This window comes from Nonomuraea insulae (genome assembly GCF_042656245.1).
In genome coordinates this window covers 171,991-187,129 of record NZ_JBHSPA010000035.1, presented here as the reverse complement: position 1 = coordinate 187,129, position 15,139 = coordinate 171,991, and the positions used below count along the sequence as shown (strand labels likewise).

Genomic DNA, 15,139 nt, shown 5'->3' with positions numbered 1-15,139 from the left:
CAGATCACACTCGGTGGCCGTTGACCCACACGTTGCGCAGTTCGAACCCGGTCACGTCGGTCACCACGTCGGCCTCGGTCATCTCCTCGAACACACTGTCGGCCACCCGCACCCCCTTGATCGGGTTGCCCGGGTTGCCGATCAGGTTGAACGCCTTCGGCGCCTTCCCGGCCCGCAGCCCCCTGATGTCGATGGTGCCGACGTCGGGGAAGTAGGGGCCGGTGTTCTTGTTCTCGTAGTTCAGCGCGATCTCGACGACCGCGTCGGCGGCCTGTCCCACGGTGATGTCCTTGAAGTACAGGTCCTTGACGTAGCCGCCGCGCTCGGGGTTGGTCTTGATCCGGATCGCCCGCTCCAGGCTGGGGCTGCTCATCTCGCAGTTCCAGGCGAACACCCAGCGCACCCCGCCGGTGGTCTCGCTGCCGACCGTCACGCCGCCGTTGCCGTCCCGCATCGTGCAGGAGTCCACCAGCACGTTCATGGACGGTTCGTTCACCCGGCGGCCGTCGGCGTTCTTGCCCGCCTTGATCGCCACGCAGTCGTCCCCGGTGTTGAACTCGCACCGCTCGATCAGCACGTCCACGCACGACTCGGGGTCGCAGCCGTCGTTGTTGGGGCCGTTCGGGCTGTCCACGGTGACCTCGCGGATGGTCACGTTCGCGCAGAGCACCGGGTGGATGTTCCACATGGGGGAGTCCTTGACCGTGACCCCCTCGATGAGCACGTTGCGGCACCGGTAGAGCTGGATGAGGTTCGGGCGCAGGTAGTGGCCCTCGCCGAACATCCGCTCGGCCACCGGCACGCCCTGCTCGGCCATGCTCGCCAGCAGCTTCTTGTCGGGGCTCTCCGTCGGCGCGGGATCACTTGTCCAGTCCCACCAGTGGGTGGCGTCGGCCTGGCCGTCGATCACGCCCTCGCCGGTGATCGCCACGTTGGTACGGCCGTGGGCGTAGATGAACGGGGAGTAGTTCATCAGCTCGATGCCCTCGTACCGGGTGTACACGGCGGGCAGGTAGTCGGCAGGTTCGTGGCTGAACCGGATCGTCGCCCCCGCCTCCAGGTGCAGGTCGACGTTGTCGGCCAGGTGGATCGCCCCGGTCAGGTACGTCCCCGCGGGCACCACCACCCGTCCGCCCCCCGCCGCCGCGCACGCCGCGACGGCCTGCCCGAACGCCTCGGTGCACTTGGTGGTGCCGTCGCCGACGGCCCCGTACGAGGTGATCGGGAACGTGCGGCGGGGGAAGCGCGGCGGCCTGATCCGCCGCCTGATCTGCGGCACCCGGCTCCAGGCCGTGCCGGCGTCCGCGGGGCCCGCCAGCGCCGGCGTCACCAGTAAGCCGCCGACGGCCACGGCCAGGAACCTCCTGCGGGACTGCTGCATCGTGATGTCCTCCGTATCGAAATGGGGGGTCAGCCCTTCACCCCGGTGAGCGTGATGCCCTGGATGAAGGTCCGCTGGGCCAGGAAGAACAGCACGATGACCGGGATGAGGATCACCGTGCTGGCCGCCATCAGCGGCCCGAACTGGGTGCTGTACTGGGTGGAGTAGTAGGTCAGCCCGAGCGACAGCGTGTACATGTCGGAGTCGGACAGGTAGATCAGCGGCCCGAGCAGGTCACCCCAGGCCGCCAGGAACTGGAACAGCGCGACGGCCGCCAGAGCGGGCTTGGCCAGCGGCAGCACGATCCGCGCGTAGATCCGCAACTCGCCCGCGCCGTCCACCCGCGCCGCGTCCAGCAGGTCGCGGGGGATGCCGCGGAAGAACTGGCGCAGCAGGAAGACGAAGAACGGCCCGCCGAAGAAGTGCGGCACGATGAGCGGCAGATAGGTGTTCGTCCACCCCATCTCACGGAACAACGAGAACAGCGGCACCATGGTCACGTAGAACGGGATCATCATGGTGGCCAGCAGCGCCACGAACACGACGTTGCGGCCCGGCCACTCGATGCAGGCCAGCCCGTACGCGATGAACGAGCTCGACAACACCGCGCCCAGCATCGAGAACGCGCAGATGACCATCGTGTTGAGGAAGTAGCGCGCGAACGGGAAGACCTGCAGCCCGTCCAGGTAGTTCGAGAAGGTGATCTTGTCGGGGAACCAGACGACGGGGAAGGCGTTGAGCACGTCCACCGTCTTCAGCGAGGTCGTCACCATCCACGCGAACGGCAGCAGGAACACGATCCCGAGCGTGATCAGCGTGGCGTGCGCGGCCATGCCGCGCAGCAGCCGCTGGTACATCATCGGCCTCCGTAGTAGACGCGGCGGCCGACCAGCCGGAACGTGGCGACGGTGATGGCGGCGACGATCGCGAAGAGCACCCACGCGATCGCCGACGCGTAGCCGACCTTGAAGTACTGGAACGCGTTCTGGTACAGGTACAGGCCCGACACGAGCGTCGAGCCCGCCGGGTTGCCCGTGCCGCCGGTCGCCACGAACACCGGCGTGAAGAACTGGAAGCCGCCGATCAGCCCGGTGACCAGGGCGAAGAGCAGGTGCGGGCTGAGGTAGGGCAGCGTGACGTGGCGGAACCTGGACAGCAGCCCGGCACCGTCGGTGGACGCCTGCTCCTGCAGCGTGGCCGGCACGTCCTGGAGCCCCGCCAGCATGATCACCATGAGGTTCCCGACGCCCCACGCGCTCATCACGATCAGCGCGGGCTTGGCCCACCCGGGGTCCGCCAGCCAGCCGGGGCCGGTGATGCCGACCCTGGCCAGGGCGTCGTTCAGCAGGCCGTACTGCGGGTCGAAGATGTAGGTCCAGAGCACCGCCGACGCCACCGCCGGCACGATCGTCGGCAGGTAGAACACGGTCCGGTAGACGCCGCTGCCCCGCACCTTGAGGTTGAGCAGCAGCGCCAGGCCCAGCGCGACGGCGATGCCGAGCGGCACCGACCACAGGAGGATGTAGAGCGTGTTCCAGAGCGAGGACCACCACACCTGGTCGGTGAGCAGGTCGACGTAGTTGGCCAGGCCCAGCCACTTGGGCGGCGAGACCATCGTGTAGGAGGTGAAGCTGTAGTACAACGAGGCGACGACGGGGTAGCCGGTGAACCACAGCACCCCGATGATCGCCGGAGCGGTGAAGACCAGCCCCCACAGGGTGTTACGGCGGCGCATGTCAAAGTCCCATCTGGTTCTCGAACCGTTCGGCCTCCTTGCGGGTGTTCTCCTTGACCACCCGCATGGCCTCCCGCGCCGACACCTCGCCGTAGACCGCCCGCGCGACGTGGATCTCCAGCTGCTGGCTGAAGTAGTTGGTCGCGGGCAGCGACGGCTTGATGTTGGTCGCGGCGAACATCGCGTCGTAGGAGGGCCGCAGGATCTTGTCGGTGCGCATCCGCTCCAGGGCCGGCGACTTCACGTAGCCGGGCGGGTAGTTCACGGTCTCGAACTCGGCCAGCGTGCCCTCCGGCGTGGCCGCGAACCAGCGCAGGAACTCCCACGCCGCCTCGGGGTTCTTCGCCTCGGACGGGATGAACGCGCCCCACCCGCCGATCCACGTGCCCGCGCCCGGCTTGGCGGCCCCCGGCGGCTGGTACGGCAGCAGCGTCGACCCGTACTCGAAGTCCGGCTTCGCCTCCAGGATCTGTTGGACGCTGCGCGGGCCGAGGGCGGCCATGCCCATGTGCCCGTACCCGAAGGGGTTCATCTGCAGGGTCGGCGGGGCCACGTTGAGCCGGTCGGCGCCGCCCAGCGACCTGGCGTAGCGGGCCATCCAGTCCACGGCGGCGACCACGTTCTCGTCGTCGGGCGTCACCTGGCCGCTCGCCGGGTCCACGAACTGGCCGCCGAAGGCGAAACCCCAGGTGAAGGCCGCGTTGGCGAAGCCGGCGACCTGCCAGGGCACGGTGCCGACGCGGGCCGCGCCCGACCTGCCGACCTGGGTGATGCTCTTGGAGAGCTCGTCCACTTCGCTGATCGTGCGCGGCGGTCGTTCCGGGTCGAGGCCGCACTCCCTGAACAGGGCCTTGTTCCAGTAGAAGGGGAAGTTCGGGTCCACGTCCCACTGGAGCTGCCAGACGCGATCCTTCCAGCGCATGCCCTGCCACACGGCGGGCAGGAAGTCCTGCTCGCTCAGCCCGGCCCCGCGTACGAGGTCGGTCAGGTCGGTCATGATGCCCAGCTCCGACCACTGCGGCACCTGGAACGGGATGACCTGCGCCAGGTCGGGCGGGTCCCCGGCGGCGATGGACACCAGCAACTTCTGCTGCTCGCCCTGGCCGGTCGTCGGCGCGTACACCACCTCGACCCCGATCTCGTCCTGCGCCGACTCGAACCGTCTGGCCAGCTCCACCCAGCCCTGGCCGTCCACGCCGCCGAACAGGTTGTAGAAGGTGATGTTCGTGCGCCGCCCGGGGGCGGGTTTCTTGCTCAGGCCCTGCGTGTTGGCGGGCGAGTCGCCGTCCACGATCCGGCAGCCGGACAACGCGGCCAGCCCGGCCGCCCCGGCGAGGGTCCTGAGTGCTGCGCGCCTGCTCACGACCATGCGACGGAGACCCCACGCTGCTCGACCATGCGCTGCTCGCCCACCTGGTAGGGCTCCACCCGCCGGACCGCCGTGTAGAAGTGGTGCAGGCGGCCTTCGCGGGTGATGACGGCGGGTTTGTGCGCGTAGGTGTCGTCCACGGTGCCCTGTGGGCCGACGTCGACGAGGATCTCGTCGCTCTTGCGCCAGGTCCGCAGGTCCCGGGAGACCGCGTAGCCCTCGCGGGCGTGCCCGTCGAAGGAGAGCCCGAAGTAGAACATCACCCACCAGTCGCCGTCGCGCAACACGCACGGGTCGGAGGCGAAGCGCTCGTCGAACGCGCCCGCCCCGCCGTTCGCCACCACGGGCAGCGCGGCGGGCCGCTCCCAGTTCCGCAGGTCGGGGGAGACGGCGTAGCCGATCTGCTCGCGCCAGCCGTCGTAGGTGCGGTTCTTGGCGTTGTAGAAGCAGTAGTAGAGGCCGTCGTGGCGCAGCAGCCACGACTTGTACAGGCCGCCCCGCTCCCACGCGCCGCCGTCCTGCGGCCGCAGCACCGAGCCGGTGTCCTTCCAGGTACGCAGGTCGTCGCTGACGCAGAACCCGATCACCGCCGCGCCGCTCTCCATGCCGGGCTCGGGGTAGGCGTGGTAGGTGCCCACCGCCTGACCGTCGATCCACGTCACCTGGCCGTCGGAGCCGAGCCGGTTGTCCCGCACGATCGAGGTCAGCGCGGCATTGTATTGCCGGTACGGATGATCGGGATCGCGCGGGAGGACCACCTCGCCCGGGCCCCAGGACTCCAGGTCGGGCGAGCGGCTCAGCGCGGTCTGGTAGCCGGTGCCGTCGAAGCCGACGTACGTCATCAGATACTCGCCGCCGTCGGAGCACACGAACGGGCAGTCCACGAAGAGGGAGTCGAAGCGTCCCGGCTCGCCGGACGGCCCGATCAGCAGCCGCCCCGCCTTGTCCGGGGTCCTGACGCGCGCCGGGTCGTATCCGCTCATCGGCTCGCCCCGAACGTCCACCGCCCGGCGGGCACCTCCCAGGCCCGGTCCCCGACCGCGACGGCCCCCGTGGGCGCCGCGTGCCGCTCCAGGCCCAGGTCAGGCAGGCGTACCTCGGCGGAAGAGCCCGGCGGCACCTCCACCTCCAGCGCGAACTCGCCGCCGGCCCGCTGCCACGACACGCCGGCCTGCCCGTACGGGGTGCCGGTGCTGGCCCGCACCGACTCCAGGTCGCCGGGGGCGGCGGGCTGGATCAGCAGCCGGCGGAAGCCGTTCGAGCCGGGGGCCTGGCCGATGCCGCCGAGGCCCCGGTAGAACCAGGCGTCGATGGCGCCGAGCATGTAGTGGTTCTGCGACAGGCCGCGCGTCGGGCCGTCCCACGCCTCGGTGAGCGCGGTGGCGCCGTTGCGCACCTGGTAGCCGTAGCTCGGGTGGCTGGTCGAGGTGGCGAACCCGAACAGCGCCTCGTGCCGCCCCGCCCTGGTCAGCACCTGGTAGAGGGCGGGCAGCGCGATCTCCCCGACCGTGATGTCGCCTTCCAGCACGGCCTGGCTCAACCGGTCCAGCGCGGCCGGCGCCAGCTCGTCGGGGACGACGCCCATGTCCAGCGCCAGCACCTCCGACGCCTGCCCGCCGCCGCCGAACCGCTCGCCCTTGAAGAACGCGCCGGTGAACGCGGAGGTGATCGTGTCGGTCAGCGCCCGGTAGCGCTTGGCGTCGTCGTCGCGGCCCAGCACGCCGGCCACCCGCGCCATCGTGCGCGCCGCCCGCCAGTAGCCCCACGTGCCCACCAGCGGCACGGGCGTCGTCTGGTCCAGGCCGAACCAGTCGCCGAGCCCGTAGCCGAGGATCCCGTCCTCGGCCTTGCCCGTCAGGTAGTCGACGTAGCGGCGCATCGCGTCGTAGTGCCGCTCCATGGCCGAGGTGTCGCCGTACCAGCGGTAGATCTGCCACGGCATGCGCACGAGCGCGCCGCCCCAGTTGGGGTCGTCCCTGAACGCGCCGTCGAACACCACGTACTCGGGGGCGGTGTCGGGGACGAGGCCATCCTCGGTCTGCGCCTCGGCGATGCCGACCAGCAGCTCGCGGGAGTAGGCGGCCACGTCGTAGTTGTAGGCCACGACGTCGAAGAGCAGGTGGGCCTGCTCCAGCCAGCCCAGCTTCTCCCGGTGCGGGCAGTCGGTCAGGACGCTGTACATGTTGCCGCGCACCGCGCGGTCGATGATCGTGTGGATGTCGTTGAGCAGCGGGTCGGAGGTCTCGAACCGGCCGATCTGGTTGTTGTCCGCGCGCAGCACCAGCGCCGACACGGCCTCGGCGCCGACGTGCTCGGGCAGGCCCTGCGCCTCGACGTAGCGGAAGCCGTCGTAGCGGAAGCTCGGGTGCCAGCTCTGCGGGCCGTCCTTGGTGACGTAGGTGCTGAAGATCGGGGCGCCGGTCGTGGGCTTGGACTGGATGACGCGGCCGAACGCGTCGAGCTGGTCGCCAGGCAGCAGCCGCAGGTACTGGCCGGCCGGGAGGTCGAGGCGCAGCTCGTGCCAGCCCGCGACGACCGCTCCCACGTCGAAGACGGCCGTGCCGTCGCTGGCCACCAGCTTCTCCGTGGCGGCCAGCTCCTCGGTGACCCTGATGGGCGGGCAGGCGCGGGCCCTGAGCAGGTCCGTGCCGTCGGGGCGGACGGTCGTGGGGCGCCAGCCGGAGCGGTCCGTGCCGGGGGCGTCCCAGCCGGCGACCTCCAGGCGGGCGTCGTGGTCCTCGCCGCCGTACCAGTGGGAGCGGGTGGTGGGGCCCTCGGTGGCCAGCCAGTCCGCGCCGGTGCCGAAGCGTTCGCTCGTGCCGTCGGCGTAGCCGACCTCCAGCTGCGCGATCGCCTTGGGGGCGGCCTGGGAGCCGAAGAACTTCATGTAGCGGTCCTGGTGCGGGAACACGTGCGCGATCCCCGGGCCGAGCGCCAGCCCGATCGCGTTCGCGCCGTCGCGCAGCAGCGCCGTCACGTCATGCGTGGCGTACGTGACGCGCCGGGTGAAGTCCGAGTACGGCGGCTCCAGCACGGCGTCGGTCACCGGCTCGCCGTTCACGGAGGCCACGTAGACGCCCAGTCCCGCCACGTACAGGCGGGCCCTGGTCACCGGCTTGGCCGGGGTGAACTCGCCGGCCAGCAGCGGCAGCGGGTGTCCCTCGCCCACGCGGGGGTCGCCTGCCTCGTCGTACCAGTCGGGGTGGGTGATCCAGGCGGCGCTCCAGTCGGTGGCGTCGAGCAGTCCCAGCTCGAAGCGCGCCTCCGGGCTCCAGCCGGTCCAGCGGCCCTCCCCGTCGCGCACGCGTACCCGCCACGTGGCGGCGGTGCGGCTGGTCAGGGGCTCGCCGTCGTACACGATCCGCTGGTCCGCCGACTCGACCTCGCCGCTGTCCCACAGGCCGTCCACGCGCACGTGGTAGCCGGTCTGCGGGCCTTTGGTGAGCCACCAGCTCAGGGTGGGCCGGGTGGTTTCGAGGCCGAGGGGGTTCGTCAGGTCGCACGTTCGCAGGTTCGTCGGCAACGGGGCTCCTCGTCAGATGATCTTGAGCATGTACGCGGCGGTCGTGGGCGGCTCGGGCGGCAGGTCCGCGTAGAGGGCCTCCGGGGCCAGCCGCCAGCCGACCGGGCCGTGACCGAGCAGCTCGACGGCCCCCGGGCGGCGCTCCAGCAGCCCGGCGGCGGTGCCCAGGCTGGTGATCGCGGCCGTTCCGTCGGCAGGCCAGGCGAGCAGGGTGGCGTAGACGGCGTCGCCGCGTCTCGTGAAGCGGATGTCGCCGGGGCGGTAGGCGCGGTCGGCCTCGTTGTAGCTCTCGTAGCCCTTGGTCTCGCCCAGGCCGGTGCCGCCCTCGGCCGCGCGCAGCCAGGGGGTGGTGCCGTACACACCCTCGCCGCACACCCGCAGCCAGGCGCCGACCTCGGTCAGCAGGTCGCGGGCACGGTTGTCCACCGTGCCGTCGGCGCGCTGGGGGATGTTCAGCAGCAGGCAGCCGTTCTTGGCCACCACGTCGATCAGGGTGTGGATGACCTGGTGCGCCGTCTTGCGCGGGTGGAACATCGGGTTGTCGTCCGAGCAGTCGAACCACTCGCCGTCGCTGGTGTCGAACTGCCAGGGGTGGGCCTGGGCGTCGTCGAGCTGGCGGCGCTCGCTGTCCAGGAGGACGGCCGTGCGGTCGGCGTCCGGCACGTCCTTGATCGTGACCAGGCCGCCGGTCGGGCAGGTGTTGTAGTAATGGGCCAGCAGATCCAGGCCCGCCGTGCTGACCGGCTCCGACTGCACCACGCTGCCCTCGTCGAAGGGGAGGCGGCCGTCGTCGAGATAGACCAGGTCGGGGCGGTAGCGGTCCAGCGCCTCGCGGACGCGGGCGTAGAAGCGCTCCGCCACGTGCGCGGGGGGCCTGGCTCCCGGCTCGTGCCGCTCCGGATAGAGCTCGGCCGGGTCGAGGCCCTCCCACCACGTGCCGGTGCCGTCGCGCTTGGTCAGGGCGCCGTCGTAGGGCGCGCCGGTCTCCGGGTCCTGCCCGTGGGCCACGTCGAGCCAGCGCCACGTCCAGTTCTGGTGGAAGCTGAGGCCGAACGGCAGCCCGGCCGCGCGGGCGGCCCGCTCCCACTCCGCCACGATGTCGCGCCGGGGGCCGACGCGGGCGGCGTTCCAGCCGTGCTGCGCGGAGTCCCACAGGTCGAAGTTGTCGCAGTGGGTGGCCAGGGCGACGAAGTAGCGGGCGCCGCTGGCGGTGTAGAGGTCGACGAGCTCGTCCGGGTCGAAGCGCTCGGCGCGCCAGCGGTGGAACAGGTCCTTAGCACCCGCCCGCGCGCCGAAATAGGCGCGGTGGTGCGCGTGCTGGCGGTCGGCCCTCTTGCGTTCCCAGGGCTCGGACCAGGGCTGCATGCCGTAGAGGTGCCGGGCGTACCAGTCGCCTGAGCGGGCCACGGACTGCGGGCCCCAGTGCGACCAGATGCCGAACTTGGCCTCGCCGAACCACTGCGGGATCCGGTGGGTGCGCAGCGAGTCCCACGCGGGTTGAAATCCGGTCATTTCACCACTCGTACGTCGAAGGGAGCCAGGCGCAGCGGGCCCGGCCGTAGCGGTTCGCGGGAGCCGGTGACCTCGGCCGCCGGGCCGGTGATCGTCACCGTGTTCTCGCGGTCGGACCAGTTGTGGGCGAACCAGAGGCGCTCGCCGCCCGCGTTGACCGCCGAGCGCACGGTGACCTGCGGAGTGTCGGCGACGACCAGGCGATCGGCTGTCCCGGCGACGTCGGGTCCGCCGGCTGTCCCGGCGACGTCGGGTTCGCCGGCCGTCCCGGCGGCGTTGAGACGGCCGGCCTGGCGGAAGAGCTCGGCCGTCAGCTCCCTGCCCGGCAGGGTGCCCACGTAGGTCACCGTGCCGGCGCCCACGCGGTGCCGGGTGATCGCGGGCCAGCGGCCGAAGTGGTGGTGGTCGTAGGACGCCAGCGGCTCGGCTCCCTCCAGCTCCAGGCCGTCGGCCCAGTGCCGGGCGACGTCCTGTTTCCCGAGCCCGTGGAGGGGGACCGGCTCCAGCAGCGTCGAGTACTCCAGGTAGCGCACTCCGGCCAGGGCGCGCAGCGGGCCGGGCGCGATCTCGGTGCGCGCCCTGGCCTCCTCGTCGGCGTAGCCGGTGCGGAAGGTGAGGATCAGGTGGCCGCCGTCCCGGACGTAGGCGGTCAGCGCGTCGGCCATCTCGTCGGACAGGCAGTAGAGCGCGGGCGCCACCACCGTAGGCAAACGTTTGAATTGCGCGGGCGTCACGAAGGCCACCTGCCGGCCCGCGTCGGCCGCGCCCTGGTAGAACGCCGCCACGATGCGTTCGTAGGCGTCCTTGTCCGGGTTGCGGCCGTCCAGGGTGAGCGGCGGCTGGAAGGCCAGGGCCCACTTGCTGTCGTGCGAGTACAGGAACCCGACGTCGGCGTCCGGCGTGAGCCCGGTGAGGTCGTCGGCCGCCCGCGCCAGCTCCGTGCCCAGCGCCGCGATCTCGCCGTAGACGCGGCCGGGCTCCTGGGCGTGACCGAGGATGCCGCCCCAGTACGTCTCGGCGCCGTAGGGCAGCGTGTGCCAGTGCCAGTACGAGATCATCTCCGCCCCTCGCGCCACCAGAGCCCACGCCGCCTGGCGGAGCTGGCCGTCGTACGGCGTGAGGTTGAGCTGGGATCCGGCGATTGACGCGGCGTTGGTCTCGGTCACCCAGAAGCGGCTGCCCAGTGCGTCGGCACGCAGCGGTTGTAGTGCGTTGGCACGCAGCGGTTGTAGTGCGTTGGCACGCAGCGGTTGCTTGGAGGCGTACATGCGGTCGGCCGCCTGGAACAGCCCCGTGGGGCCGGTGGCGAACCAGGCGATCTCGTCCTCGGCGTGCCGGATCAGGGCGTCCTGCGGCAGGTAGTACGCGTTCCCGCTGGTGACCGTCAGATGCTCGGACACCTGGACGTCGTGCAGCGCGGGCCGCTGGTAGGCCAGGCACGTGGTCAGCTCCCGGTCCCCCGGGACCAGCTCGCGCACGATGCCCGCCTGCCAGCCGATGAACTCCGTGGTGAGCTGAGCCTGGAAGCGCCGCCAGGCCAGGTCGTAGGACGGGGTCGTGTTGCCGCTCGGGGTCCACAGCTCGTCCCAGTCGCCGAGGCGGTGCGACCAGTACGTCAGGCCCCACTCCTCGTTGAGCCGCTCGACGTCGCCGTACCGCTCGGCCAGCCAGGTCTTGAACCGCTCGAACACCGGCTCGTTGTGGATGAGGTGCAGCCCAGGCTCGTTGTCGAGCTGGATGCCGAGCACGGCCGGGTGCCCGCCGTGCTCGCCGACGACGGCGCGGATGACGCGCTCGGCGTAGCGCAGGAAGACCGGTGAGGTGAAGTCCACCTCCTGCCGCGCACCCCAGGGGATCCGGCGGCCGTCGGCTCGCTCGATGGCCAGCTCGGGATGCTTGCGCTGCAACCACGGCGGGATGGCGTAGGTCGGGGTGCCGAACAGAACCTTCATGCCGCGCTCGTGCGCCGCGTTCAGGACGGGGGTCATCCAGTCGAGGTCGAACACGCCGTCGCGTGGCTCCCAGGTGGACCAGACGGACTCGCCGACGCGGATGGTGTCGATGCGGGCCCGCACCATCAGGTCGAGGTCGCGCTTGAGGTCGGGGGAGCGCTGGTATTCCCAGTAGTAGGCGGTGCCGAAGCGGATGCCGGTTCTGCTCGTCGGGGGTGATGGCGTCATGAGATCCCCAGCGATGTTAAAACGTTTTATCAGATGATATATTTATTCACACCCGGATGTCAATGCCCGTGAGATCTGGTGTGGGGCGGCCCTCACTTATAGGGTTAAAACGTTTTGGGTCTTACCGGAAGGACGTGGTGGTGGATTTCCATGAGGACCCGGTTCCGGGTTCCGGGCGGCGTACGGCACGAGCGGACTTCGTCTCCGACGCGCCCCGGCTGCCGCTCAACGGCCAGTGGCTCTTCCGGCTCTCGGACACGGCCGCCGGGACAGGCCCTTCGCTGCCGGACCCCGGGCTCGACGACACGGGCTGGGAGACGATCCGGGTGCCGTCGCACTGGGTGCTGGAGGGGCACGACCGTCCCCTTTACACCAACACCGCCTACCCGTTCCCCATCGATCCGCCGTACCTGCCCGACGAGAACCCCACTGGTGACTACCGCCGCCACTTCGACCTGCCGCCCGGCTGGTCCGGGCGCAGCGTGCTGCGCTTCCAGGGGGTGGACTCCTGCGGCACCGTCTGGCTGAACGGCGAGCTGCTCGGGCACTCCAAGGGGAGCAGGCTGCCGTTCGAGTTCGACGTCACGGAACTGCTCCGGCCGCGCGGCAACGTTCTCGCCGTACGCGTGCAGCGCTGGTCGTCCGGCAGCTACCTGGAAGACCAGGACATGTGGTGGCTGCCGGGCATCTTCCGCGACGTGGAGCTGCTGTCCAGGCCAGAGGGCGGCATCGACGACTTCACCGTGCACGCCTCCTACGCCTCCGGATCGGGCACGCTGTCGGTCACCGCCGACGCCCCCGGCCTGGTCGAGATCCCGTCGCTGGGGCTCTCGATCGCCACGGGCGAGCAGATCACCGTGCCGGACGTGCGGCCGTGGAGCGCCGAGGACCCGCACCTCTACCACGGCACCCTCTCGGCGGCCGGGGAGACGATCGAGCTGGCGATCGGCTTCAGGACCGTCTCGGTCGTCGATGGGCGGCTGCTGATCAACGGCGCGCCGGTGCTCTTCAGAGGAGTCAATCGGCACGAGCACGACCCCGACAGGGGCCGCTCGCTCGACCGCGACACCATGATCCGCGACATCGAGCTGATGAAGCGGCACAACGTCAACGCCGTCCGCACCGCCCATTACCCGCCGCACCCGGAGTTCCTTCGGCTGTGCGACGAGTACGGCCTGTGGGTGGTCGACGAATGCGACATCGAGACCCATGGTTTCATCTACGCGGGCTGGGAGGGCAACCCCCCGGATGAGCCGATGTGGCGCGACGCCCTGCTCGACCGGGCCCGGCGCATGGTCGAGCGCGACAAGAACCACCCCAGCGTCGTCATCTGGTCCCTCGGGAACGAGAGCGGCAGCGGCTCCGCCTTCGCCGACATCGAGGACTACATCCGCCACCGCGACCCCACCCGCCCGCTCCACTACGAACGCGACCCCAGCTACCGCAACTCCGACTTCTACAGCCTCATGTACCCGTCCCTGGACGATCTTGAGCGCATCGGGCAGCGGAAAGAGGAGACGCCTGAGGGGGTTTCGCCCGCTGACGACGTGCGGCGGCGGGGGCTGCCATTCCTGCTGTGCGAGTACGCTCACGCCATGGGCAACGGGCCCGGGTCGCTGTCCGACTATCAGGCGATATTGGAGTCGTACGAGCGGTTCTGCGGGGCCTTCGTGTGGGAGTGGATCGACCACGGGATCGCCGGCCGCGACGCACTCGGCCGCCGGTACTACCAGCACGGCGGCGACATCGACTACCAGCCCAACGGCGAGCGGTTCTGCCTGGACGGGCTGCTGTTCCCCGATCGCACACCGTCGCCGGGGCTGGCCTCGCTGCGCAAGGCCATCGAGCCGGTGGCGATCTCGGTGGAGGGCTCTTCGGTCGTCATCCGCAACAAGCACGATGTCCTCTCGCTCGGACACCTGTCCTTCCGGTGGCGGGCCGAGGTCGACGGCGTGGTGTCCGTTGGGGGGACGCTCACTGTGCCCGACTGCCCGGCCCGGTCGTCGGTACGAGTGCCGCTACCGGCGGCCGCCGCCCAGCATCCCGGCGTGGGCGCGGAGCGTCCGCCCGGCCCGGCCCCTGCAGCCGAAGGCGGTGAAGCTCCGCCCGGCACGGCCCCTGCGGCTGAAGCCGGTGAAGCTCCGCCCGGCCCGGCCCCTGCAGCCGAAGGCGGTGAAGCTCCGCCCGGCACGGCCCTCGCAGTGGGAGGTGGTGAGGCACTGCCCGGCGCGGCCCTCGCGGCGGGAGGCGAGTTTTGGCTCACGATCGAGGCCGTGCTCACTGAGGACGCCCGCTGGGCACCCGCCGGTCACCTGATCGCCTTCAGCCAGACCCGCCTCGGTGCCGGCGCTCACCGCCGCCGCCCGCCCAACCGCTCCCGCGCCTTCCTCGCGCCCAACCCGCCGGGCGGCCCTCCGCCCGGTGACGCAGGCGGTTCTGCGGCGGGCGTCTCGGTGGCTGTGGCCGATGGCGATCCAGCCCCAATGCCAGGCAGCCCTGCCCCAATGCCAGGCAGCGGCGATCTGGCTCTGATGCCGGGCAGTGGCGATCCAGCCCCGACACCGGGTGCCGGAGCGGGTGGGCGGCGGTTCGGGGAGGTGTGGCTGGGTGGGGCGGCGTTCGACACCCGGACCGGCCGCCTGACCCGTGTCGGCGGGCTGGAGCTGGACGGGCCGGTGTTCGACGTGTGGCGCGCGCCCACCGAGAACGACCGGGGTCAGGGACCCATGAACGCCCTGGCGGCCGACTGGGAGGCGGTCGGGCTGGACCGGTTCCTGCACCGCTGCGGCGGCATCGAGCGCCCCGACGACGAGACGATCGTGGTGCTCGGCCGGAGCGGCCCCGCCACGCGTACCCTCGGATTCCGCACCACCTGCACCTACCGCTGGCAGGACGGCGCGCTGCGCCTGCTGGTCGAGGCCGACCCGGTGGGCGACTGGGACGACACCGCCTACCAGCACCTCACCGTGAACCCGCCCCGCATGGGAGCCAGGTTCGCGCTGCCCGGCGGTTACACCGACGTCGTGTGGTTCGGCCGGGGCCCGGGGGAGTCGTACGCCGACAGCATGGACGCCGCCCGCGTCGGCCGCCACGCCCGTTCGATCGACGCCCTCCAGACCCCGTACCTCGTCCCCCAGGAGAACGGCAACCACGTCGAGACCCGCTGGCTGGAGCTGTCGGGCCCCGGCCTGCCCATCCTGCGCGTGGACGGCGAGCCGCACCTGGACTTCACCGCCCGCCGCTGGACGAGCGAGGCGCTGCAGGCCGCCCGCCGCCCGCACGACCTGACCGACTCCGGACGCGTGTGGCTGAACCTGGACCACGGCCAGCAGGGCATCGGCAGCGCCTCCTGCGGTCCTGCGCTGCCCGAGCGGTACCGGCTGGCGGTCCGCCGTTACTCCTGGTCGATGACGCTCGCCGTGCACTGAGAGGACGTTGC

Annotated in this window: 9 protein-coding genes; 1 reads left to right on the top strand and 8 read right to left on the bottom strand. The window is 71.0% G+C overall.

Going from position 1 to position 15,139, the window contains the following annotated elements:
• Positions 1-4 precede the first annotated feature (4 nt).
• From ACFPZ3_RS30620 to ACFPZ3_RS30585, 8 genes are read right to left on the bottom strand one after another with little or no spacing between them, the layout of a single operon-like run.
• Positions 5-1,381 carry a glycoside hydrolase family 28 protein gene (locus tag ACFPZ3_RS30620; RefSeq protein ID WP_379517744.1) on the bottom strand — a complete coding sequence of 459 codons (1,377 nt, stop codon included), beginning with the start codon at positions 1,379-1,381 and terminating at the stop codon, positions 5-7.
• 29 nt (positions 1,382-1,410) lie between these two features.
• A complete protein-coding gene (locus ACFPZ3_RS30615) occupies positions 1,411-2,241 on the bottom strand; it encodes a carbohydrate ABC transporter permease (protein WP_379517743.1) in 831 nt (276 codons plus the stop codon).
• Complete coding sequence (locus ACFPZ3_RS30610; RefSeq protein WP_379517742.1) at positions 2,238-3,116, bottom strand: carbohydrate ABC transporter permease; 879 nt, start codon at positions 3,114-3,116, stop codon at positions 2,238-2,240. Before ACFPZ3_RS30610 ends, ACFPZ3_RS30615 begins: the two co-directional genes overlap by 4 nt.
• Position 3,117: 1 nt before the next feature.
• Positions 3,118-4,479 carry an ABC transporter substrate-binding protein gene (locus ACFPZ3_RS30605; RefSeq protein WP_379517741.1) on the bottom strand — a complete coding sequence of 454 codons (1,362 nt, stop codon included), beginning with the start codon at positions 4,477-4,479 and terminating at the stop codon, positions 3,118-3,120.
• On the bottom strand, positions 4,476-5,489 hold the full coding sequence (locus ACFPZ3_RS30600) for a glycoside hydrolase family protein (protein WP_379517740.1): 1,014 nt from the start codon (positions 5,487-5,489) through the stop codon (positions 4,476-4,478). The genes ACFPZ3_RS30605 and ACFPZ3_RS30600 overlap by 4 nt, the downstream gene beginning before the upstream one ends.
• A complete protein-coding gene (locus ACFPZ3_RS30595) occupies positions 5,465-8,008 on the bottom strand; it encodes a family 78 glycoside hydrolase catalytic domain (RefSeq protein WP_379517739.1) in 2,544 nt (847 codons plus the stop codon). The genes ACFPZ3_RS30600 and ACFPZ3_RS30595 overlap by 25 nt, the downstream gene beginning before the upstream one ends.
• Positions 8,009-8,020: 12 nt before the next feature.
• Positions 8,021-9,520, bottom strand: a complete 1,500-nt coding sequence (locus ACFPZ3_RS30590) for an alpha-L-fucosidase (protein ID WP_379517738.1) — start codon at positions 9,518-9,520, stop codon at positions 8,021-8,023.
• Complete coding sequence (locus ACFPZ3_RS30585; protein WP_379517737.1) at positions 9,517-11,700, bottom strand: beta-galactosidase; 2,184 nt, start codon at positions 11,698-11,700, stop codon at positions 9,517-9,519. Before ACFPZ3_RS30585 ends, ACFPZ3_RS30590 begins: the two co-directional genes overlap by 4 nt.
• A 140-nt stretch (positions 11,701-11,840) precedes the next feature.
• On the opposite strand from ACFPZ3_RS30585, the gene ACFPZ3_RS30580 reads away from it, so the two are divergent.
• Positions 11,841-15,128 (top strand): glycoside hydrolase family 2 TIM barrel-domain containing protein, encoded by a 3,288-nt coding sequence (locus ACFPZ3_RS30580; protein ID WP_379517736.1) that lies wholly within the window; start codon positions 11,841-11,843, stop codon positions 15,126-15,128.
• The last annotated feature ends 11 nt before the right edge of the window (positions 15,129-15,139 follow it).